Annotated in this window: 16 protein-coding genes; 8 read left to right on the top strand and 8 right to left on the bottom strand. The window is 72.8% G+C overall.

Annotation, left to right across the window (positions count from 1 at the left end; translation table 11 throughout):
* Positions 1 to 50: 50 nt before the first annotated feature.
* The 3 genes from ACFEMC_RS06100 (at position 51) to ACFEMC_RS06090 (ending at position 5,440) form a co-directional block, all read left to right on the top strand.
* Positions 51 to 1,280: a thiolase family protein gene (locus ACFEMC_RS06100; RefSeq protein WP_380174547.1), complete on the top strand. Its 1,230-nt coding sequence runs from the start codon at positions 51 to 53 to the stop codon at positions 1,278 to 1,280.
* Positions 1,280 to 3,325: a 3-hydroxyacyl-CoA dehydrogenase NAD-binding domain-containing protein gene (locus ACFEMC_RS06095; protein ID WP_380174545.1), complete on the top strand. Its 2,046-nt coding sequence runs from the start codon at positions 1,280 to 1,282 to the stop codon at positions 3,323 to 3,325. The genes ACFEMC_RS06100 and ACFEMC_RS06095 overlap by 1 nt, the downstream gene beginning before the upstream one ends.
* Positions 3,326 to 3,478: 153 nt before the next feature.
* Positions 3,479 to 5,440, top strand: a complete 1,962-nt coding sequence (locus ACFEMC_RS06090; RefSeq protein WP_380174543.1) for a methyl-accepting chemotaxis protein — start codon at positions 3,479 to 3,481, stop codon at positions 5,438 to 5,440.
* A gap of 50 nt (positions 5,441 to 5,490) precedes the next feature.
* Here ACFEMC_RS06090 and ACFEMC_RS06085 read toward each other — a convergent pair whose 3' ends face one another.
* The 4 genes from ACFEMC_RS06085 to ACFEMC_RS06070 form a co-directional block, all read right to left on the bottom strand.
* Positions 5,491 to 6,699: an acyl-CoA dehydrogenase family protein gene (locus tag ACFEMC_RS06085; protein ID WP_380174541.1), complete on the bottom strand. Its 1,209-nt coding sequence runs from the start codon at positions 6,697 to 6,699 to the stop codon at positions 5,491 to 5,493.
* Positions 6,696 to 8,213, bottom strand: coding sequence for a long-chain fatty acid--CoA ligase (locus ACFEMC_RS06080; RefSeq protein ID WP_380174539.1), 1,518 nt, complete (start codon positions 8,211 to 8,213; stop codon positions 6,696 to 6,698). The genes ACFEMC_RS06085 and ACFEMC_RS06080 overlap by 4 nt, the downstream gene beginning before the upstream one ends.
* A gap of 52 nt (positions 8,214 to 8,265) precedes the next feature.
* Positions 8,266 to 8,982 carry a hypothetical protein gene (locus ACFEMC_RS06075; RefSeq protein WP_380174537.1) on the bottom strand — a complete coding sequence of 239 codons (717 nt, stop codon included), beginning with the start codon at positions 8,980 to 8,982 and terminating at the stop codon, positions 8,266 to 8,268.
* A 72-nt stretch (positions 8,983 to 9,054) separates the two neighbouring features.
* On the bottom strand, positions 9,055 to 10,599 hold the full coding sequence (locus ACFEMC_RS06070) for a GGDEF domain-containing protein (RefSeq protein ID WP_380174535.1): 1,545 nt from the start codon (positions 10,597 to 10,599) through the stop codon (positions 9,055 to 9,057).
* Positions 10,600 to 10,710: 111 nt separating this feature from the next.
* Here ACFEMC_RS06070 and valS point away from each other — a divergent pair, with 111 nt between their 5' ends.
* Positions 10,711 to 13,359, top strand: a complete 2,649-nt coding sequence (valS, locus tag ACFEMC_RS06065) for a valine--tRNA ligase (protein ID WP_380174533.1) — start codon at positions 10,711 to 10,713, stop codon at positions 13,357 to 13,359.
* A gap of 55 nt (positions 13,360 to 13,414) precedes the next feature.
* Here valS and ACFEMC_RS06060 read toward each other — a convergent pair whose 3' ends face one another.
* Positions 13,415 to 14,497, bottom strand: a complete 1,083-nt coding sequence (locus ACFEMC_RS06060) for an inositol-3-phosphate synthase (RefSeq protein WP_380174531.1) — start codon at positions 14,495 to 14,497, stop codon at positions 13,415 to 13,417.
* Entirely contained in the window at positions 14,497 to 15,084 is a 588-nt protein-coding gene (locus ACFEMC_RS06055) for a PadR family transcriptional regulator (RefSeq protein WP_380174529.1), read from the bottom strand. Before ACFEMC_RS06055 ends, ACFEMC_RS06060 begins: the two co-directional genes overlap by 1 nt.
* 150 nt (positions 15,085 to 15,234) lie before the next feature.
* Here ACFEMC_RS06055 and ACFEMC_RS06050 point away from each other — a divergent pair, with 150 nt between their 5' ends.
* The 4 genes from ACFEMC_RS06050 (at position 15,235) to ACFEMC_RS06035 (ending at position 19,762) form a co-directional block, all read left to right on the top strand.
* On the top strand, positions 15,235 to 15,663 hold the full coding sequence (locus tag ACFEMC_RS06050) for a MarR family winged helix-turn-helix transcriptional regulator (RefSeq protein ID WP_380174527.1): 429 nt from the start codon (positions 15,235 to 15,237) through the stop codon (positions 15,661 to 15,663).
* A 165-nt stretch (positions 15,664 to 15,828) separates the two neighbouring features.
* On the top strand, positions 15,829 to 16,314 hold the full coding sequence (locus ACFEMC_RS06045) for a MarR family winged helix-turn-helix transcriptional regulator (RefSeq protein WP_380174525.1): 486 nt from the start codon (positions 15,829 to 15,831) through the stop codon (positions 16,312 to 16,314).
* Complete coding sequence (locus tag ACFEMC_RS06040; protein ID WP_380174523.1) at positions 16,311 to 18,905, top strand: MFS transporter; 2,595 nt, start codon at positions 16,311 to 16,313, stop codon at positions 18,903 to 18,905. The genes ACFEMC_RS06045 and ACFEMC_RS06040 overlap by 4 nt, the downstream gene beginning before the upstream one ends.
* Before the next feature lie 59 nt (positions 18,906 to 18,964).
* Positions 18,965 to 19,762: a YceI family protein gene (locus ACFEMC_RS06035; RefSeq protein WP_380176626.1), complete on the top strand. Its 798-nt coding sequence runs from the start codon at positions 18,965 to 18,967 to the stop codon at positions 19,760 to 19,762.
* Between the two features lie 153 nt (positions 19,763 to 19,915).
* On the opposite strand, the gene clpX is transcribed toward ACFEMC_RS06035, so the two are convergent.
* Complete coding sequence (gene clpX, locus ACFEMC_RS06030) at positions 19,916 to 21,217, bottom strand: ATP-dependent Clp protease ATP-binding subunit ClpX (RefSeq protein WP_380174521.1); 1,302 nt, start codon at positions 21,215 to 21,217, stop codon at positions 19,916 to 19,918.
* A 214-nt stretch (positions 21,218 to 21,431) separates the two neighbouring features.
* Positions 21,432 to 22,094 carry an ATP-dependent Clp protease proteolytic subunit gene (locus ACFEMC_RS06025; RefSeq protein ID WP_367640984.1) on the bottom strand — a complete coding sequence of 221 codons (663 nt, stop codon included), beginning with the start codon at positions 22,092 to 22,094 and terminating at the stop codon, positions 21,432 to 21,434.
* Positions 22,095 to 22,103 lie beyond the last annotated feature (9 nt).

Here is a 22,103-nt window from a genome sequence, read left to right as displayed (position 1 = left end):
TCGCCCGGCGCGTACGGTGTCGTCGTACACACCCGCGACGAGGAGGTCCTGTGGTCCACACGCCCGCCCCCGGACGGAGCGTCGTCTTCGCCGACGGCGTCCGCACCCCGTTCGGCAAGGCCCGCCCCGACGGCATCCACGCCCAGACGCGCGCGGACGACCTCGTCGTCGCGTGCCTGCGCGAACTGCTGCGCCGCAACCCGTCCCTGCCGCCCGAGCGGATCGAGGAGGTCGCCGTCGCGGCCGCCACCCAGTCCGGCGACCAGGGGCTGGTGCTCGGCCGCAGCGCCGCCCTGCTCGCGGGCCTGCCGGTCACGACGCCCGGGTACGCCATCGACCGCTGGTGCGCCGGCGCGATGACGGCCGTGACGACGAGCGCGGCCTCCATCGCCGTCGGCGCCCTCGACGTGGCGCTGGCCGGCGGCGTCGAGCACATGGGCCACCACCCGCTGGGCGCGGGCATGGACCCGAACCCGCGCTTCCTCACCGAGCGCATCGTCTCCCCCGACGCCCTCGACATGGGCAAGACGGCCGAGGCGCTGCACGACCGGTTCCCGCAGCTGACGAAGGAACGCGCCGACGCGTTCGCCGTCGCCAGCCAGGAGAAGTTCGCCAAGGCCGTCGCCAACGGGCAGGTCGAGGCCGACCTCGTCCCCGTCGCCTCCGCGAGCGCCGAGCTGGGCTGGGGTCTGGCCACCGCCGACGAGCTCGCCCGCCCGGGGACGACGGTCGAGGGCCTGGCGAACCTGCGCACGCCGTTCCGCCCGCACGGTCGCGTCACGGCGGGCAACGCCTCGCCGCTGACCGACGGCGCCACCGCGTGCGTCCTGGCCGCCGAGGACGTCGCCGCGGAGCTCGGGCTGACCCCGAAGATGCGCATGGTCGGCTTCGGCTTCGCCGGGGTCGAACCGGAGGTCATGGGCCTGGGCCCGGTCCCCTCCACCGAGAAGGTGCTGCAACGCACCGGGTTGACCATCGACGACATCGGCCTGTTCGAGCTGAACGAGGCCTTCGCAGTGCAGGTCCTCAGCTTCCTCGACCACTTCGGCATCGCCGACGACGACCCGCGCGTCAACCTGTACGGCGGCGCGATCGCGATCGGGCACCCGCTGGCGGCGTCCGGCGTGCGTCTCATGACCCAGCTCGCGCGCCAGTTCTCCGAGCACCCCGAGGTCCGCTACGGCCTCACGGCGATGTGCGTCGGGTTGGGCCAGGGCGGTTCCGTGGTCTGGGAGAACCCCGCCTGGGAAGGCTTCACGCACGAGGGGACGGCTGCCTGATGACCGTGCACGTCCGCACCCTGGACCTGCCCCGCACCCCCGGCGGCACGAAGCCCGGAACGATGGCACTGCTCACGCTCGACTCCGGCGACCCGCGCCGCCCGTTCGTCCTCGGCCAGCCCGGCCTGGGTGACCTCGACGCGGCCCTCGACGTCGCCGAGCGCCTCGTGCGCGAGGAGGGCGTCGTCGCGATCGGCGTCACCGGCGTGAACCACGTGTTCTGCGCCGGGGCCGACCTCAAGGCCGTCGCGAGCATCGGCGACCTCGAGGACAGCCGCGCCGTCGGGGCCCTCGGTCACCGCGTCCTGCGCCGGTTCGCCGACGCCGCCGTCCCGACGTTCGCGTTCGTCAACGGCCTCGCCCTCGGCGGCGGGCTGGAGTCGGCCCTGCACTGCTCGTACCGGACGATCTCCGGCGCCGTGCGCGGCATCGGGCTGCCCGAGGCGTACCTCGGGCTCGTGCCCGGCTGGGGCGGGACGTACCTGCTCCCCCGCCTGGCCGGTCCGGACGTCGCGGTCAAGGTCGCGATCGAGAACGCGCTCGCGAGCAACAAGACGCTCTCCGGCCCGCAGGCCTTGCTGGCCGGCATCGCCGACGCGCTGTTCGAGCCGGCCGACTTCCTCGTGCAGTCACTGCGCTGGGCCGGGACGGTCCTGGCGGGCGAGACCAGCGTGGACCGCGCCGAACCGGCCGACGAGGCGACGTGGTCGGCGGCCGTCGCCCGGGGACGGGCCGTCGCCGACGCCCGGGTCCACGGTGCGGCCCCGGCGCCGTACCGGACGCTCGACCTCCTCGAGGCCGCGCGCACGAACGACCGGGACACCCACTTCACGGCCGAGGACCAGGCCCTCGCCGACCTCGGGATCTCCCCCGAGCTCAAGGCGGGCCTGTACGCGTTCGACCTCGTGCAGCGCTACGGCCGCAAGCCGACCGGTGCGCCGCAGGTGGACCCGCGCAAGGTGACCTCGGTCGGCGTCGTCGGCGCGGGCCTCATGGCCTCCCAACTCGCGCTGCTGTTCCTGCACCGGTTGCAGGTCCCCGTCGTCCTCACCGACGTCTCGGCCGAACGCGTCGAGAAGGGCGTCGGGTTCGTGCGCCAGGGCGTGCAGGACCTGCTGGCCAAGGGCCGGATCTCCTCCGACACGGCCAACCGGCTGTCGGCCTCGGTGTCGGGCTCGGTCGAGAAGTCGGCCCTCGCCGACTGCGACTTCGTCATCGAGGCCGTCTTCGAGGAGATGTCCGTCAAGCAGGACGTCCTGCGCGAACTGGAACCCCTGCTACGCGAGGACGCCGTCCTCGCCACGAACACGAGTTCCCTGTCGGTCACCGAGATGGCGTCGGTGCTGAAGAACCCCGAGCGGTTCGTCGGGTTCCACTTCTTCAACCCCGTCGCCGTGCTGCCCCTCGTCGAGGTCGTGCGGACGGAGACGACGGACGACGTCGCGCTCGCGACGGCGTTCGCGGTGGGACGCAAGCTGAAGAAGACGTGCGTGCTGGTCCGGGACGCGCCGGCGTTCGTCGTGAACCGCATCTCGACGCGCATGTTCGACGAGGTCGTCAAGGCCGTCGACGCGGGCACCCCGCTGCTCGACGTCGAGCACAGCCTCGACGAGCTGGGGCTGCCGATGACGCCGTTCCGGCTGGGACACTTCGTCGGGCCGGCCGTCATGCTGCACGTCCACGAGACACTCGCCGCCGCCTTCCCCGACCGCTACACGGTCTCGGACAACCTGCGGCGCTGGGTCGAGGCGGGCGGTCCGGAACTCGTCACCCCGAAGGGGCCGGTCGCACTGACCGGCGCCCACGAGGGCCTGTTCCAGGGCGGGGACTCCCCGCTGACCCGCGAGGAGGTCCTGCGGACCGTGCAGGACGCCCTCGCCGACGAGATCCGCCGCGTCCTCGACGAGGGCGTGGTCGCGGGCCCCGAGGACGTCGACGTGTGCCTCGTCCTGGGCACGGGCCACCCGCTCTTCACGGGCGGGGTCACCCCGTACCTCGACCGGGTCGGCGCCAGCGAGCGGGTCACGGGGCGCCGCTTCCACTGACGTTCCCACCCCGACGAACGGCTGCGCGGCGACGCCACTCCCGCGCAGCCGTTCGCTGTGCCGTGCGCCGTCGGGGTCAAGGACGGCCCGGTGCGCGTCGACGTCCTGAGGAGACCTCCAGCAGCGGGGGCCGACCGACCGGAGGACTCGACCGTGCGCAGCATCAGGACCCGACTCGTCGCGAGCACGTCGGCGATGGTCGTCACCACGCTGACGCTCCTCGTCGTCGTCGTGACGGCGAAGAGCGACGCGTTCGGGCAGGAGCAGGCCACCCGGTACACCTCGCAGCTGGCCCAGACCACGGCCGCGCAGGTCCAGCAGGAGCTGGCCGGCGCCGTCCGCACGGTGTCGGACGTCGCCGACTCCATGGCCTCCCTGCACCAGCAGGGCGTCCTGACCCGGCCCGCCGCCTCCGACCTCGTGCGCGCCGGGCTCGCCGCACACCCCGAGTTCGTCGGCATGGGGACCGGCTGGGAGCCGAACGCCCTCGACGGCCAGGACGCGCGGTTCGCCGGGAGCCCCGAGAGCGACGCCAGCGGTCGTCTCATCCCCTACTGGTACCGCAGCGGCAGCACGCTGGCGGTCACGCCGCTCACCGACCTCGACGACCCGGCCAAGAGCGCCTGGTACTGGACGCCGAAGCAGACCGGGAAGGTCTACTTCACCGAGCCGTACGAGTACGAGGTCGACGGCAAGACCGTCCTCATGTCCACCGCGGCGGCGCCCGTCCTGGACGGGACGACCGTCCTGGGCGTCGTGACGGCCGACCTGGCCCTCACGAGCCTGACGGCGTCGATGGCCGAGGTGAAGCCCTACGGGACGGGCTACGCGTCGCTGCTGACCGACGCCGGCACCGTCGTCACCCACCCCGACGCGCAGCGCCTCGGCAAGCCCGCCGCGGAGGCGACGAAGACCCTGGCGCTGTCCGCGACGACGTCGGGGCAGCCGCGCACCGCCACCCGCACCGACGACGTCCTGGGGCGCGAGGCCCTCGTCGCCGTCGCGCCGGTGCGCGTGGACGACACCCAGACGTGGACGCTGCTCGTCAGCGCGCCGGTGTCCTCCGCGCTGGCCGCCAGCCACTCGCTGCGCACCACGACCGTGCTGCTCGGCCTGCTCGCGGTGCTGCTCGCCGGGGTCGTCAGCTGGTTCATCGGGACCGGCATCGGCCGGCCGGTGCGCCGGCTGCGGGACAGCCTCGCCGAGATCGCCGACGGCGACGGTGACCTGACGAAGCGGGTCGACGACTCGCGCCGCGACGAGCTCGGGGAGCTCGGCGCCGCCTTCAACCGGTTCGCCGAGTCGATCGCCGGGACCGTCCGCGAGGTGGGCGCCGAGGCCGACGTGCTGAACTCCGCGGCCGGCCGGCTCGGCCGGACCAGCCGCGCGCTGGGGTCGGACGTGGCCGAGACCGCCCAGCGCTCCGGGGTCGTGGCCGCGCAGGCCGACGCCGCCAGCGGCGAGGTCACCGGCATCGCCGCGGCCGCCGAGGAGATGGGCGCCAGCATCTCCGAGATCGCCCGCGGCACGCACGAGGCCGCGCGGATCGCCGCCGAGGCCGTCGACGTGGCCCGGTCCACGGAACAGGCCGTCTCGACGCTGTCGTCCAGCTCCGCCGAGATCAGCGAGATCGTCGCGGCCATCACCTCGATCGCCCAGCAGACGAACCTGCTGGCCCTCAACGCGACCATCGAGGCCGCCCGCGCGGGTGACGCCGGGAAGGGGTTCGCCGTCGTCGCCGGGGAGGTCAAGGAGCTCAGCACCCAGACGGCACGGGCCACCGAGGACATCGAGCGCAAGATCGCTGCGCTGCAGCAGGACGTGCAGCAGGCCGCCTCGTCGGTCGCGCACATCGGGACCGTCGTGGACCGCCTCGACGAGATCCAGGCGACGGTCGCGGCCGCCGTCGAGGAGCAGTCGGCCGTCACCGGGGAACTCGCCGGCGGCGTCTCGCGGGCCGCGTCGGCGACCCGGACCATCGCCGGCACCATCGGCGAGGTCGCGCAGGTCGCCGAGCGGACCACCGCGAGCGCGACGGAGACGGACGCGTGCGCCCGTCAGGTCGCCGACACCGCCGACCACGTGCGCGCCCTCATGGGGCGCTTCAAGGTCTGACTCCCCCCGCCCCGGGCGGTGCGCCCGGGGCGGAGGGTCGACGCGGGCCGTCAGGTGAAGCTGGAGACGCCCGTGAGGTGGCGCCCGACGATGAGGGTCTGGATCGACTCCGTGCCCTCGTAGGTGTGCAGCGCCTCGACGTCGGCCATGTGCCGGGCGACGCGGTGCTCCAGCAGGATCCCGTTGCCGCCGAGCAGGTCGCGCGCCATCGCCGTCACCGCGCGGGCCTTGCGGGTCGCGTTCACCTTGGCCAGCGAGGCCTGGGTGTCGGTGAGGCGCCCGGCGTCGGCGAGCTTGCCCACCCGCAGGCAGAAGAGCTGCATGGCCGTGACCTCGGCGAGCATCTGCACGAGCTTGTCCTGCACGAGCTGGAAGCTGGCCAGCGGCTGGCCGAACTGCTTGCGCTCGAGGGAGTAGGCCAGCGCCGTCTCGTAGGCGGCCGTCGCGTGCCCGAGCGCGCCCCAGGCGATGCCGGCGCGGGTCGCGGACAGGACGCGGCCGGTGTCGCGGAAGCTGCGCGCACCCGGCAGCTTGTTCTCCGCCGGCACCCGGACGCCGTTCAGCGTGATCGCGGCGTTGTGGATGGCGCGCAGCGACGCCTTGCCCTCGATGACGGTCGCCTCGTAGCCGGGCGTCCCGCGTTCGACGAGGAACCCCTGGACCTGGCCGTCCTCCCCGCGCGCCCACACGACGCAGACGTCGCAGACGGTCCCGAACCCGATCCACCGCTTGGCGCCGTCGAGGACGTACTCGTCGCCGTCCTTGCGGGCCGTGGTCCCCAGGGCGACGGCGTCGGAGCCGTGGTCGGGTTCGGTCAGCCCGAAGGCCCCCAGCACCTCCAGCCGCGCCATGGGCGGCAGCCAGCGCTCCTTCTGCTCCTCCGAACCGAGGAACTCGATGGAGCGCATGGCCAGCCCCGCCTGCACCCCGAGCATGGTGGCGAAGCTGCCGTCGCCGCGGGACAGTTCCATGGTCACCAGACCGGCGGCCGTGTGGCTGAGTCGCGGGACGCCCGGTCCCTCGAGGCCGTCGCCGACGAGGTTCAGCTGCCCGTACTCCTTGAGCAGCTCCATGGGCATCTCGGCCCGCTCCCAGTACCCCCCGGCGACGGGGACGACCTTCTCGTCGACGAAGGAGCGGACGGTGGCCCACACCTCGCGTTCGGCGTCGGTGAGGTCCGCGGCGATCTCGTAGTAGTCGACGCCCGTGGGGACCTTGTCGCTGGAGGTGCTGGTGCTCGCGTGCTGGGGGGTGCTCATGCCGGGGAGTCCTCCGTCCGTGCAGGGGGTGTGATCTCGCGCTTGAGGATCTTGCCCGTGGGGCCCTTGGGGAGCTCGGACACGATCCAGACCCGCCGCGGGTACTTGTAGGCGGCGAGCTGGGCCTTGACGTGCCGCTGCAGTTCCTCCGGGGTGGCGGTCGCGCCCTGCTTCAGGACCACCGCCGCCCCGATCTCCTCGCCCACCAGGGGGTCGGGGAAACCCACGACGGCCGCCTGCTCGACGGCCGGGTGCTCGTAGAGGACCTCCTCGACCTCGCGCGGGTACACGTTGTACCCGCCGCGGTCGATCATGTCCTTGGCCCGGTCGACGATCGTGTAGTACCCGTCGGGGTCCCGGGTGGCGAGGTCACCGCTGCGGAACCAGCCGTCGGTGATCGCCTGAGCGGTGGCGCTCTCGTTGCGCCAGTAGCCCTTCATGACGTTCTCGCCCTTGATGACGATCTCGCCGACCTCCCCGGGGGCGACCGCGGAACCGTCGGCCGAGCGCAGGTCCATCTCGCACCCGCGGACCGGGACGCCGATCGTGCCGGGTTTGCGCGGCACGTCGGGCAGGTTGAAGGAGGCGACGGGCGAGGTCTCGGACAGGCCGTAGCCCTCGAGGATCATCACGCCGTACTTCTCCTCGAAACCCCGCAGCACCTCCACCGGCAGCGACGCCCCACCGGAGACGCAGGACCGCCAGGAGGAGAGGTCCCGCTGCGCCGCCGTGGGTTCGTTGAGCATCGCCACGTACATCGTCGGGACCCCGGCGAAGTGGGTGACGCGGTCGCGTTCGACGACCGCGAGCGCCGCCTCCGCGGTGAAGCGGGGCAGCAGCGTCATGGTCCGGCCGGCGACGAGCGCGGTGTTCATGGCGCAGGTCTGGCCGAACGCGTGGAACAGCGGCAGCGCTCCCAGGATCACGTCGTCGTCGGCCATCTTGACGAGGGACTCCTGCGACGTCACCGCGTTGCTGACGAGGTTGTGGTGGGTGAGTTCGGCGCCCTTGGGCGCCCCCGTCGTCCCGGACGTGTAGAGGATGACGGCGGTGTCCTGCGGGTCGGGGTCGAGCAGGTCGGCGGCGGGGTCGGGTTCGACGGAGGCGAGGAGGGCCGCGGTCGCCGACGGTTCCACCTCCACCACGCGGGTGGGCGTCCCGACGGCGCCGGCGTGCGCCGCCTCGGCCACGGCGTGCCAGACGAGGGCGAGCACGGCACCGGAGTCGGTGAAGTGGTGGTTCACCTCCCGGCCGCGCAGCAGCGGGTTCATGGGGACGACGACCCCACCGGCGCGCAGGATCCCGTGGTAGAGGACCGGGAAGTGCGGGACGTTGGGGGCGATGAGGGCCACCCGGTCCCCGCGCTGGACGCCCTGCGCGCGCAGCAGCGCCGCGACGCGCGCGGTGGCGTCGTCGAGGGCGCGCCACGTGAGGGCGTGGTCGTCGAGCCGGACCGCGATGCCGTCGGGGCGTGTGCGGGCGTGCTCGGTGAGGATGCTGGCGAAGCTCTGCATGGCGTTCTCCTGCGGACGTCGTCGTCGCTGGTTGCGTGCAGCTTCGCACACGTCAGGCCGGGGAGTGCACCGACCCCGCGCCGCGGTCGGCCGTCCGGGTGCACGCCCGCCCCGCGTGCTGGGCCACGTGCAGCGCGGTGTCGGCGCGGGCGGCGAACAGCCAGTCGAACCCGGACCCGTCGTAGGACCCGGACGACGTCACGTACTGGTGGACGGAGTCGGCCACGAGCATGACGACGGCCGCGGCCGCGCGCAGGCGGAACGCGGTGGACCGGTGCCCGGCGGCGGCGAAGACCCGCACGAGGGCCCCGAGGACCACGACGTCGCCGAGCGGGTGGGCCACCGAGACGGCGGCGCCGAGGTGATCGGCCCCGAACCCGGCCAGCGTCGGCGCGACGAGGATGGCCGCGTCGATGCCGCCCTCGACGTCGCGGCCGGGACGGGCCTGCTTCGCCAGGCGCAGCAGGGCGGCCGCGAGCAGGGGGTGGGCTGCGACGTGGAGGAGGTCGGAGGGGCCGGCAAAGCCCCGCAGGTCCAGCACCCACCAGCAGAGCCAGTGGGCGACGTCCCCGAGGGCCCACGCCCCCAGGCCCGCGGCGAGCAGCCACCAGGCGGAGGCCCGCTGCGGGCGGTGCAGCCGGGCGCCGACGGCGGTGGCGATGCCCGCCCCGCAGCTCGGGACGACGAAGAGGCCGTCGTGGACGGGGCCTGCGGGACGACCTGCACGGTGAGGGCGACGAGGCCGCCGAGGAGCGCGTAGGCGCGCCACGGGGACCGCAGTCCCCGCACGCTCCCCCGCCACCAGTCCACGGTCAGCGATCGGCCCGGGCGGGGCACGGCTTCAGCCCCGTGGCGCAGGTTCCGCGGAACGGCGCACGGGCCGGGCGGGGACCGCGGGCACGACGGTGGTCGCGGTCGGGGCGTCCGGCGCGACGGGCGCCGCCACCGCGTCGGGGGCCCAGCACGTGCGGTCCCGTCCGGCCGCCTTGGCGGCGTAGAGGGCCTCGTCGGCGGTGGCGACCAGAGCTGCGACGTCCCCTCCGGCACCGGGGCCCCGGCGCGCGGCACCGGCCGAGAACGTGCGGCCCTCGGGGACGACGTCGCGCATCCGCTCCAGGAGGGTCTCGACCGCGGCCGGGTCCACACCGGCGAGGACGACGAGGAACTCCTCCCCGCCCCAGCGGGCCAGCTGAGCACCCGTCCCGTCGAGGACCTCGCCCCAGGCGCGCGCGGCACCGACGAGCAGCCGGTCCCCGGCGGGGTGGCCGTGGGTGTCGTTGAACGCCTTGAAGTGGTCGAGGTCGAGGAGCACGACGACGAGGTCGGAGCCGTCCTGGGCGCACCGGCTCAGCGTGCGCTGCAGCACGGCGTCGCCGCTGCGGCGGTTGAGCAGGCCCGTCAGCGGGTCGGTGCGGGCGAGCGCGCTGAGCTGCTCGGCCTGCACCCGCAGCCGGCGCAGGAGGGTCCACATGCGCGCCACGACGAGGAGGAACAGGACCGCGGACGTGATGGCCACCGCCCACGAAGCGGGGTGCTGCTGCAGCAGGAGCTGCAGCGTGAGGGTCGCCGGAGCCAGCAGGCTCGCACCGGCCAGGAGCAGGAGGCGGCCGCCGCCCAGCTCGCCGCGACGCGTCCCGGGGCCCGGGTCCGACAACCGGCGCATCGACGGGTGCAGCGCGCAGGCCCCCCACAGGAGGTAGGCCGCCAGCCAGGCCGGGTCGAAGGCGTTGCCCGCGTACCCGGCCGCTGCGTAGGCGAGCTGGTAGGAGGCGTCCGCGACGAGCATGCTCACCGCGGCGGCGCAGAGCATCGCGAAGCTCGGGGACCGGGCCCCGGCGGCCGAGGTGAGGCGGACGAGCATCGCCAGGACGAAGACGTCGGCCACCGGGTAGGCGGCCGAGACCGCCCCGCCGAGGGGGTCGTCCGACAGCGTCTGCAGGGCGGGCGCGAGCAGGAAGACCCAGCTCAGCAGGCCCGCGCCGACCGCGAGGATGGTGGAGTCGATGACGCCCTCGACGTCGCGGCCCGGGCGCGCCTTGCGGGCCAGCGCGAGCAGCGAGGCTCCCAGCAGGGGGTAGGCGAGCAGGTAGGCGACGTCCGGCGGCGCGGGGTACGCCTCGGAACCCCCGACGTCGTAGACGACGACGTACAGGACGTCCCCCAGGCCCCAGCACGCCATCCCGACGGCCATGGCCCACCAGGCGCGCGGCTGGACGGGCCGGTGGACGCGGACGCCGACCGCGATGGCGACCGCGCAGCTGCAGGACACGACGGCCAGCAGGGTGTCGTGCAGGGTGCCGGTCGTCGCCAGGCACGCGAGCGCCACCACCCCGCCGAGCAGGAGGTAGCCCACCCACAGGGGCGGACGGCGCAGGACGTGGCTCACCGAGGGAACATCGGCTGTCACGGGGGTACGCCTGACTGGGCCGTCCGGGGGTCTCCGGACGGCCCGAGGACGGCCTGCGGAGTGCCTGCGCGGGTGCGGGATGATGGGGGCATGTCCGACGCCAGCACCCCCTCCACCGACGGCGCCGCCCCCGCACCGGCGCCGTTCCGCGCGACCACCGCTCCCGGCGTCGAGGTACCCGACCGTCCGACCGTCGACGGCCTGGAGGAGCGCTGGGCCCCCGCGTGGCAGGACCAGGGCACCTACGCCTTCGACCGCTCCGCGCAGCGCGCCGACGTCTACTCCATCGACACCCCGCCGCCGACCGTGTCCGGGTCGCTGCACGTCGGCCACGTCTTCAGCTACACGCACACCGACGTCGTCGCCCGCTTCCAGCGCATGCGCGGCAAGTCCGTCTTCTACCCGATGGGCTGGGACGACAACGGCCTGCCCACCGAGCGCCGCGTGCAGAACTACTACGGCGTGCGCTGCGACCCGACGTTGCCGTACGACCCCTCGTTCGTGCCGCCGGAGAAGGCGCCGAAGAACGACCGCGACTTCGTGCAGGTCTCGCGCCGCAACTTCGTCGAGCTGTGCGACCGGCTGACGGCCGAGGACGAGCAGGTCTTCGAGTCGCTGTGGCGCCGCCTGGGCCTGTCGGTCGACTGGTCGCACACGTACTCGACGATCTCGGCGACGTCGCGGGCGACGGCCCAGCGCGCGTTCCTGCGCAACCTCGCCCGCGGCGAGGCGTACACGGCAGAGGCACCCACGCTGTGGGACACGACGTTCCGCACCGCGGTGGCGCAGGCCGAGCTGGAGGACAAGGACACCGAGGGCGCCTACCACCGGCTCGGCTTCCAGCCCACCGCCGGCGGTGACACCGTCTTCATCGAGACGACCCGGCCCGTGCTGCTGCCCGCGTGCGTGGCCCTCGTGGCCCACCCCGACGACGAGCGCTACCAGCCGCTGTTCGGCACGACGGTGCGCACGCCGCTGTTCGGCGTCGAGGTGCCCGTCGTGGCCCACAAGCTCGCCGACCCCGAGAAGGGGTCCGGCATCGCGATGATCTGCACGTTCGGCGACACGACGGACATCACGTGGTGGCGTGAGCTGCAGCTGCCCAACCGCGCCGTCATCGGCCGCGACGGCCGGCTGCTGCGCGAGACCCCGGCCTGGCTGTCCGGGGCGGGCGCGGAGTTCTACGCCACCCTGGCCGGCCAGACGGTGTTCTCCGCGCAGAAGGCGATCGTCGACGCCCTGCAGGCCTCCGGCGACATGGTCGGGGAGCCGAAGAAGATCACCCACCCGGTGAAGTTCTACGAGAAGGGCGACCGCCCCCTCGAGATCGTCTCCACCCGCCAGTGGTACCTGCGCAACGGCGGCCGCGACACCGCTCTGCGCTCGGACCTGCTCGCGCGCGGCGGCGAACTCGCCTGGCACCCCGAGCACATGAAGCACCGCTACGACCACTGGGTGTCGGGGCTGAACGGCGACTGGCTCATCTCCCGGCAGCGGTTCTTCGGCGTGCCGTTCCCCGTCTGGTACCCGCTGGACGCCGACGGCGAACCCGTCTACGACTCCCCCGTCGTGCCGGACGAGTCCGTGCTCCCGGTGGACCCGGCGGCCGAACCCGCGCCGGGCTACACCGAGGACCAGCGCGGGGTGCCGGGCGGTTTCGCGGCCGACCCCGACGTGATGGACACGTGGGCGACGTCGTCGCTGACGCCGCTGCTGGCCGGGGGCTGGGAGCGCGACGAGAACCTGTTCTCCCGCGTGTACCCGATGGACCTGCGCCCGCAGGGCCAGGACATCATCCGCACCTGGCTGTTCTCGACCGTCGTGCGCTCGCACCTGGAGTTCGACGGGCTGCCGTGGAAGCGGACCGCGCTGTCGGGGTGGATCCTCGACCCCGACCGCAAGAAGATGTCGAAGTCCAAGGGCAACGTCGTCACGCCGTTGGCGCTGCTGGAGGAGTTCGGCTCCGACGCGGTGCGCTACTGGGCCGCCTCCTCCCGGCTGGGGACGGACGCCACGTTCGACACCGGCCAGATGAAGATCGGCCGCCGGCTGGCCATGAAGCTGCTCAACGCGTCGAAGTTCGTGCTCGGCCTCGGCGTCGAGCGCGGCACCGCCGCCGACCCGGCCGCCGTGACCGAACCGATCGACGCGGGGGTCCTGGCCGGACTGGCGACCGTGGTCGCGCAGGCGACCGACGCGTTCGAGCGCTACGACCACGCCACGGCCCTCGACGTCACCGAGAAGTTCTTCTGGAACTTCTGCGACGACTGGGTGGAACTGGTCAAGGACCGCGCCTACGGCTCCCGCGGCGAGGGCCCGGCGGCCTCCGCGCGGGCGACGGCGGCCCTGACCCTGCGGACGTTGCTCCGGTTGTTCGCGCCGTTCCTGCCCTACGCGGCCGAGGAGGTCTGGTCGTGGTGGCAGGACGGCACCGTCCACACCGCGCCGTGGCCCGCGGCCTCGGAGCTCGGCACCGTCGACGGGGGCTCGACGCTCGTGCTCCCCGCTGCGGGGCAGGCGCTCTCGGCGCTGCGGAAGGTCAAGAGCGAGGCGAAGGTCTCCCAGAAGACGCCGCTGAGCGCGGCGACGATCTCCGGCCCCGCGCAGCTCGTCGAGGCGGCGCGTCGGGCCGAGGCGGACGTCCTCGCGGCCTCGCGGGCCGCGTCGATCGAGTGGGTCGTCGTGGAAGGGGCCGAGGGCCTCACCGCCGTCGCGGAGATCGCGCCGACCGAGGACTGACGCACCGCGGCCCCGCTCTCCTGAGGAGGGAGCGGGGCCGCGGTCGTGCGTGGGGTCAGCGCTCGACGGTGCCCGCGATGAACGCCTCGACGCCAGCGCGGCCGCGCTCGTCGTCGCGCTGCTCCGGCGGGGACTTCATGAAGTACGCCGACGGGGACAGCAGCGGGCCGCCGATCCCCCGGTCCAGACCGATCTTCGCGGCGCGGACGGCGTCGATGATGACGCCGGCGGAGTTCGGGGAGTCCCACACCTCGAGCTTGTACTCCAGGTTCAGCGGCACGTCGCCGAACGCCTTGCCCTCCAGGCGGACGTAGGCCCACTTGCGGTCGTCGAGCCACTGGACGTAGTCGCTCGGGCCGATGTGGACGTTGCGGGTGCCGAAGTCCGCCTCGACGTTCGACGTCACGGCCTGGGTCTTGGAGATCTTCTTGGACTCCAGGCGGTCGCGCTCGAGCATGTTCTTGAAGTCCATGTTCCCGCCGACGTTCAGCTGGTAGGTCCGCTCCAGCTTGATGCCGCGGTCCTCCAGCAGCTTGGCCAGCACGCGGTGGGTGATGGTCGCGCCGACCTGGGACTTGATGTCGTCGCCGACGATCGGCACGCCGGCGTCGGTGAACTTCTGCGCCCACTCCGGGGTGCCCGCGATGAAGACGGGCAGCGCGTTGACGAAGGCGACCTTCGCGTCGATCGCGCACTGGGCGTAGAACACCGCCGCGTCCTGCGACCCGACGGGCAGGTAGCAGACGAGGACGTCCGCGCGCGCCTCGCGCAGGGCGGCGACGACGTCGACGGGTTCGGCGTCCGACTCGCTGATCGTCTCGCGGTAGTACTTGCCGAGTCCGTCGAGGGTGTGGCCCCGCTGCACCGTCACACCCGAGGTGGGGACGTCGCAGATCTTGACCGTGTTGTTCTCCGACGCGCCGATCGCGTCGGACAGGTCGAGGCCGACCTTCTTGTCGTCGACGTCGAACGCGGCGACGAACTCGACGTCGCGCACGTGGTAGTCGCCGAACTGCACGTGCATGAGCCCGGGGACGGACTGCGTCGGGTCGGCGTCGCGGTAGTAGTGCACGCCCTGGACGAGCGAGGCGGCGCAGTTGCCGACGCCGACGATCGCGACGCGGATGGGACCGGCCATCAGGGGGTCTCCTTCGGGGAGGGGATCGGGGTGGGACTCGGGTGGTGTTCGGCGGTGATGAGTCGTTCGAGCCAGTCGACCTCGCTGCGCACGGTCTCCACGCCGTGCCGCTGGGCCTCCAGGGCGTAGACGTCGAGCTGGGTCTGGGTGCGCTCGATGGAGCGGTTCATCTGCTCCAGGCGTTCGAGCAGCCGGGCGCGGCGGCCCTCCAGGATGCGCAGCCGGGTGCGGGGGGCGACGCGCCCGAAGAGGGCGAAGTGCACGCCGAAGGCGTCGTCCTCCCACGCCTCCGGGCCGGACTCCTCGAGCATGTCGGCGAGCCGGTCCCGACCGTGCGCGGTGATCTCGTAGACGACGCGGGCCCGCTTGGGGCTGATGGTGCCCGGGAGCCGCTGCTCGGTCGTCTCGGTGATGCAGCCGCCGGCCTGCAGGGCGCGCAGCGCGGGGTAGAGCGTCCCGTAGCTGAGGGCGCGGAAGACACCCAGCCGCTGGTCGAGGCGCTTGCGCACCTCGTACCCGTGCATCGGGCCGTCGGCCAGCAGTGCCAGGACGGCCAGCAGGACGACGTCACCACGCTTGCGGACCACGGACCAGCTCCTCGCGTCACGACTCGATGCATCGGTTCGATGCATCTGACCGGGACATTAGGTGGTGTCGGCGCCGTCCCACAACCCCGGGCACCCCGGCGCGCCGCGGGTCCGTCCTGCAGAGGGCCTGCGGGCCGGTAGGTTCCGGGGATGGTCAGTGGCCCTGCTGAAGCGCTGGAACGCGAACTCGCCGTGCTCTTGCGGCGCTCACGCGCCATCAACCGGGAGACCGCGCGCAGCGTGCACCCCGACCTGGAGCCGGAGGCCTACAGCCTGCTGGTGCGCCTCGACGACGTCGGGGAGTCCCGGCCCTCGGACCTGGCGACCTTCTTCGGCATCGGCAAGCCCACGCTGTCCCGGCAGGTCCAGCTGCTCGAGCGCCTCGGGCTCGTCAGCCGCGAGGCCGACCCGACCGACGGGCGGGCCGTCAAGCTGACCCTGTCCCCCGACGGCCTGGAGAAGGTGCACGCCGCCCGCGCCGCCCGCCGGCAGCGGCTGCACACCCGCCTCGAGGGCTGGCCCGAGAGCGACATGACGACGCTCGCCGACCTGCTGCACCGCCTCAACTCGGCCATCTGAGACCCACCCCCGACACCCCCAGGCCTTCCCGGTCCCTCCCCCTGCGAGCCCGCACCCCGTCCCGGGTGCGGGCTCGTCCGACGTGGGCCACCCTCGGGTTGCATGGAGCAACCAATCCTCGTATGGTTGCTTGCACACACCAACCGAGTCGTCACCGAGGTCGTCATGGCCACACCCCACGCGTGCGCCGCGCTCGCCGACGTGTTCCCGGACCTGCTCCGGACCCGTCGCGCGCTGGTCGGAACGCAGAACACCCCGGCGATCGTCGCCCTGACGGTCGTCCTCCAGCACGGACCGCTGCGCATCAGCGAGGTCGCCGACCACCTGGCGCTGGACCTGTCGACGGTCAGCCGCCAGATCAGCCACCTCAAGCAGCGCGGTCTGCTCGACTCCTCCCCCGACCCGGCCGACGGCCGCTCCCAGCGGCTGAACGTCACCCCGGCCGGCCTGGAGGAGCTGCGCACGTTCCGCCGCGCCGTCGTCGGCCGCCTCGTCGACCACCTCGACGACTGGGGGGACGACGAGGTCGCACAGCTCACCCGCCTCCTCGGCCGCCTCACGAGGCCCGACCCACCGCCGGGGACCGTCGACCTCACCCACCACCAGTCCAGCCCGACCCGCCACGAGATGCAGTTGCAGGGGAACGCATGAGCACCACGACCGACGTCCACGCGACGTCCAGCACGGCCACCGGACCCGGTGGCACCCCGAAGATGACCCACGCGCAGATCCTCGAGGCGCTCTCGGGGCTGCTGCTGGGCATGTTCGTCGCCATCCTGTCCTCGACCGTCGTCTCGAACGCGCTGCCGCGCATCGTGAGCGACCTCAAGGGCACCGAGTCCGGCTACACCTGGGTCGTCACCGCGGCGCTGCTCGCCACGACGATCTCGACCCCCATCTGGGGCAAGCTGTCCGACCTCTTCTCCAAGAAGCTCCTCGTCCAGATCGCGCTCGTCATCTTCGTCATCGCCTCGGCCATCGCCGGCCTGTCGACGAACATGGGGATGCTCATCACGCTGCGCGTCTTCCAGGGGATCGGCGGCGGCGGCCTCCTCGCGCTGGCGCAGGTCATCCTGGCCTCGATGGTCACCCCCCGGGAGCGCGGCCGGTACTCCGGCTACCTCGGCGCCACGTTCGCCCTCGCGACCGTCGGCGGTCCGCTCATCGGCGGCGTCCTGACCCAGCACCTGTCCTGGCACTGGTGCTTCTACGTCGGCATCCCGTTCGCCGTCGCCGCCTTCATCGTCCTGCAGACCCGCCTGAAGCTGCCCGAGCAGCCCAAGCGCGAGGTGTCCATCGACTACCTGGGCGCGACCCTGCTGGCCGCCGGCATCTCCGCCCTGCTCATCTGGGTCTCGCTGGCCGGGACCCAGTTCGACTGGGCCTCGTGGTGGACCGTCGGCCTCGTCGCCGCCGGTGTCGTCCTGCTGGGCCTGGCCGTGCTCGCCGAGCACCGCGCCAAGGAGCCGATCGTCCCGCTGAAGTTCTTCCGCAACCCGACGATCGCCCTGTCGGCCGCCGCCAGCCTCTTCGTCGGCGTGGCCCTGTTCGGCGCCACCATCTTCCTCAGCCAGTACTTCCAGCTGGGGCGCGGCGAGACGCCGACCATGGCCGGCGTCATGACCATCCCGATGATCCTCGGCCTGTTCATCGCCTCGACCGTCGCCGGGCAGTTCATCACCCGCACCGGTCGCTGGAAGGGCTGGCTCGTCACCGGCGGCGTCCTGCTGACCGCGGGGCTCGGCCTCATGAGCACCATCGAGTACGACACGAACTACTGGATCATCGCGCCGTTCATGGCCCTCATCGGCCTGGGTGTCGGGATGATGATGCAGAACCTCGTCCTGGCGGTGCAGAACGTCGTCGAACCGCGCGACCTCGGCTCGGCCAGCTCCTTCGTCGCCTTCGCCCGCAGCCTCGGCGGGGCGATCGGCGTCTCCGCGCTCGGCGCGCTGCTGGGCAACCGCGTCACCCACCACCTCGAGGACGGCCTCACCGCGGCCCGCATCGACCCGGGCCAGGCGCTCGCCTCGATGGGGTCCTCGACCGGGGTGCCGAACCTCTCCGCGATCCCCGAGCCGGTGCGCTCGATCGTGCAGTCGGCCTACGGCTCCTCGATCGCGGAGGTGTTCCTCGTCGCCGCCCCCTTCGCGCTCGTCGCGTTCCTCATCACGCTGTTCTTCAAGGAGCGCGCGCTGCGCACCGGGGACGAGACCCCCGAGGCCACGCAGACCCCGGACGCCACGACGCGGACCGCGGCCACGGCTGTCACGGCCACGACGGGCCAGGAGGGCGTCGGCGGTGCGAGGATCGGCACCGCGACGGTGAACGGCCACCCGCACCCCGACCGGGAGGAGATCCCCAGCGTGCCCACCCAGCCCGCGCGCACCGACGCCGGCCTCACGGTCTCCGGGACGGTCCGCCACCACGACCGCCGGCCGCTGCCGGGTGCCGTCGTCACCCTCGCCGACCAGTCCGGCCAGCAGGTCGCCCGCACCAGCACCCGGGACGACGGCGCGTACACGCTCGACCTGCCCACTGGCGGCACGTACCTGCTCATCGTCGCCGCGGCCCACGTGGCGCCGTCCGCCACGCTCGTCGGCGTCGGGGACGGCTCGGTCACCCGCGACGTGGTGCTGTCCGGCCGCTCGGCCATCACCGGTCGCGTTCTGACCCACGCGCTGCCCGACGACTTCGGCGCCGGCCACGACGGCCGCACCACGGGCGTCCACGGGGCCCTGGTGACCCTGACGGACGTCACCGGTGAGGTCGTCGGCTCCACCCGCAGCGACGACGGCGGCGGCTACTCCTTCGACCAGCTCATGGGCGGCACCTACGTGCTGACCGCGCAGAGCGAGTCGCACCGGCCGCTGGCCCGCAGCATCGAGGTCCCCGACTCCGGGGCCCTGGCCTGCGACCTCGTCCTCACCGGCGGTGGCCGCCTCACCGGGACCGTCGTCGCCGCCAGCGACGGCCGTGTCCTGCGCGAGGCGACCGTCACGCTCGTCGACGCCGACGGGGAGGTCGTCGGCTCGGTCGTCACGAGCGCCGACGGCAGCTACTCCTTCGAGGACCTCGCCGGCGGCCACTACACGCTGACCGCCGCCGGGTACGCCCCCGTCGCCACGTCCGTCGACGTCGAGGAGGACACCGTGTCCGCCGCCCAGATCACGCTCGGCGCCCGCGACGCCGGCGCCACGCTGGACCTGACCCGCTTCGAGTCGCGCTCGGAGCAGCGGTGAGCCCGGACCCGTCGGCGCCGTCCCACCTCGCGGGCGGCCCGACCGGCACGTCCTCCGGGGTGACCGGGGAGGGCCGCGTCCTCGACCGCGAGGGCTGGCCGGTCACGGGGGCGTCCGTGACGCTCCTGGGGGCCGACGGGTCCCAGGTGGCGCGCGCCGTCACCGGTGGCGACGGCGGCTTCGCCCTCCTCGGGGTGCCCGCGGGGGCGGCGACCATGCTCGTCGCCGCCGCGGCCCACGAACCGCGGGCCACGAGCGTCGTCGTCCCCGGCGGCGGGGCGTGGCGCATCGGGGAGGTCCGGCTGCGGCGCCAGGGCGGCAGCGACGTGCCGCCGCCCGGCGTGTGGGCCATCGACGTCACGCACTCCTCGATCTCCGCCCGGGCCCACCACCTCGGCCTGGCCGCGGTGAACGGCCGGTTCACCGGCTTCACCGGGGTCATCACGGTCCCCGAGGACGTGACGCGGGCCAGCGTGCAGGTCGAGATCGACGCGACGACGATCGACACGGGCAACGCCATGCGCGACGAGCACCTGCGCTCGGCGGACTTCCTCGACACCGACCGCTACCCCACCCTGACCTTCTCGGCCACGGGGGTGCAGCGCGGTGCCGACGGGTGGGTCCTGTCCGGCGACCTGACGCTGCTGGCCACGACCCGGCCCGTGCAGCTGCAGCTGTCCTACGCGGGCTCCGGCCCGGACCCGTGGGGCGGCACCCGCGCCGCGTTCTCGGCGACGGCCGAGCTGCACCGCGACGACTTCAAGATGAACTGGAACCAGGCCGTCGGCATCGGCGTGGCGGTCTTCGGCACGACGCTGAAGGTCCAGATCGACGTCGAAGCGGTCCTGCAGCAGTAGTTCGTGCCCACCCGCACGACGAGAGCCCCGCACCGGTCCGGTGCGGGGCTCTCGTGCGTCCGCATTGCGGGCAGGGGACCTGCGCGGGCGGGCCCCGCGACGAAAGGAGCCCCCGCACCGTCCGGTGCGGGGGCTTCTGTCGTGCGTGGCCGGTCAGGCCGACTTGTCGCGGCGTTCCCGGGTGGGCTTGCGGGCCGGCGCCTCGCGCGGCACGAGCGTCGGGTTGACGTTCTTCAGCACGACTTCGCGCGTCACCACGACGCGGGCGATGTCGTCGCGGCTGGGCACGTCGAACATCACCGGGAGGAGGACCTCCTCGATGATCGCGCGCAGCCCGCGGGCGCCGGTTCCGCGCAGGATGGCTTGGTCGGCGACGGCCTCGAGGGCGTCGTCGGTGAACTCCAGCTCCACGCCGTCCAGCTCGAACATGCGCTGGTACTGCTTGGCCAGGGCGTTGCGGGGCTGGGTGAGGATCTGGACCAGCGCCTCCTGGTCGAGGTTCTCGACGCTCGTGATGACGGGGAGGCGCCCGATGAACTCGGGGATGAGCCCGAACTTCATGAGGTCCTCGGGCATGACGTCCGCGAAGGACGGCTCGGCCTTCTTCTCCGTCGTCGAGCGCAGCTGGGCGCCGAAGCCCAGGCCCTGCTTGCCGGAGCGGGACTCGATGATCCGGTCCAGGCCGGCGAAGGCCCCGCCCACGATGAACAGGACGTTCGTCGTGTCGATCTGGATGAACTCCTGGTGCGGGTGCTTGCGCCCGCCCTGCGGGGGCACCGAGGCGGTCGTGCCCTCGAGGATCTTCAGCAGCGCCTGCTGGACGCCCTCGCCCGAGACGTCCCGCGTGATCGACGGGTTCTCGGACTTGCGGGCGATCTTGTCGACCTCGTCGATGTAGATGATGCCCGTCTCGGCCTTCTTGACGTCGTAGTCGGCGGCCTGGATGAGCTTGAGGAGGATGTTCTCGACGTCCTCGCCGACGTAGCCGGCCTCGGTCAGGGCCGTCGCGTCGGCGATGGCGAAGGGCACGTTGAGCATCTTGGCCAGCGTCTGGGCCAGGTACGTCTTCCCGCAGCCGGTCGGGCCGATGAGCAGGATGTTGGACTTGGAGATCTCGACGGCGTCCTCGCCGCGCGCCTTCCCGCTGCCGGCGGCCTCGCCGACCTGGATGCGCTTGTAGTGGTTGTAGACGGCCACCGCGAGCGACTTCTTCGCCGAGGACTGGCCGATGACGTACTGGTCGAGGAAGTCGAAGATCTCCTTGGGCTTCGGCAGCTCCACCAGGCCCAGGTCGTTGGCCTCGGCGAGCTCCTCCTCGATGATCTCGTTGCAGAGGTCGATGCACTCGTCGCAGATGTAGACACCTGGGCCCGCGATGAGCTTCTTGACCTGCTTCTGGCTCTTGCCGCAGAACGAGCACTTCAGCAGATCGCCACCGTCACCGATGCGTGCCACCGACGAATCCTCTCCTCGACGTGCGGGGTGTCCCGACGATCGGCACTCCGGTCCGGTCGCCCGGGACCGTGCGTCCCGCCGGTTGGACCCACGCTACCTGCCGGGTCCGACTCGCCCGACTCATTAGACGCCCCCGGGGGACACGGTGCCAGACCGGCCCCCCGGAAGCTCGGCATCTCGTCACTCGCTGCTGCAGGCGAGTGACGCTTCGTGCTCACAGGGAGGGAGCGGACGCCTTCCGGCTCTCCAGGACCTCGTCGATGAGGCCGTACTCGACGGCCTCCTTCGCGGTCAGGAACTTGTCGCGCTCGATGTCCTCGCGGACCTGGTCGGCCGTCCGGTTCGAGTGGAACGCGAGCGTGCTCTCCAGCCAGGAGCGCATGCGCAGGATCTCGTTGGCCTGGATCTCCAGGTCGGAGGCCTGCCCGTAGTCGCCACCGGCCATGGCCGGCTGGTGGATGAGGATGCGGGAGTTGGGGAGCGCGAAGCGCTTGCCCGGGGCGCCGGCAGCCAGCAGGACGGCGGCGGCCGAGGCCGCCTGGCCCATGCAGTACGTCTGGATGTCCGGGCGGATGTACATCATCGTGTCGTAGATCGCCGTGAGGGCCGTGAAGGACCCGCCCGGGGAGTTGATGTACATGATGATGTCGCGCTCGGTGTCCTGGGACTCCAGGACGATGAGCTGGGCGATGATGTCGTCGGCCGAGGCGTCGTCCACCTGCACGCCGAGGAAGATGATGCGGTCCTCGAAGAGCTTGGTGTACGGGTCCGAGCGCTTCATGCCGTAGGACGTGCGCTCCTCGAACTGCGGGAGCACGTAGCGCGCGGACTGGTCGTAGGCCGGGTTGAGCCGGGCCTGCGGGTTGTGCGGGTTCATCGGGCGGTC

The organism is Kineococcus sp. DHX-1, assembly GCF_042473625.1.
GTDB lineage: Bacteria > Actinomycetota > Actinomycetes > Actinomycetales > Kineococcaceae > Kineococcus.
This window is presented reverse-complemented; position numbering and strand designations above follow the sequence as displayed.

Bases quoted from the DNA above. Each gene is read 5' to 3' on its own strand.
- ACFEMC_RS06045 (WP_380174525.1), top strand. From the start codon at position 15,829: ATGGCCACACCCCACGCGTGCGCCGCGCTCGCCGACGTGTTCCCGGAC.
- ACFEMC_RS06095 (WP_380174545.1), top strand. From the start codon at position 1,280: ATGACCGTGCACGTCCGCACCCTGGACCTGCCCCGCACCCCCGGCGGC.
- ACFEMC_RS06050 (WP_380174527.1), top strand. From the start codon at position 15,235: ATGGTCAGTGGCCCTGCTGAAGCGCTGGAACGCGAACTCGCCGTGCTC.
- ACFEMC_RS06085 (WP_380174541.1), bottom strand. From the start codon at position 6,699: ATGAGCACCCCCCAGCACGCGAGCACCAGCACCTCCAGCGACAAGGTC.
- ACFEMC_RS06040 (WP_380174523.1), top strand. From the start codon at position 16,311: ATGAGCACCACGACCGACGTCCACGCGACGTCCAGCACGGCCACCGGA.
- ACFEMC_RS06025 (WP_367640984.1), bottom strand. From the start codon at position 22,094: ATGAACCCGCACAACCCGCAGGCCCGGCTCAACCCGGCCTACGACCAG.
- ACFEMC_RS06080 (WP_380174539.1), bottom strand. From the start codon at position 8,213: ATGCAGAGCTTCGCCAGCATCCTCACCGAGCACGCCCGCACACGCCCC.
- ACFEMC_RS06060 (WP_380174531.1), bottom strand. From the start codon at position 14,497: ATGGCCGGTCCCATCCGCGTCGCGATCGTCGGCGTCGGCAACTGCGCC.
- valS (WP_380174533.1), top strand. From the start codon at position 10,711: ATGTCCGACGCCAGCACCCCCTCCACCGACGGCGCCGCCCCCGCACCG.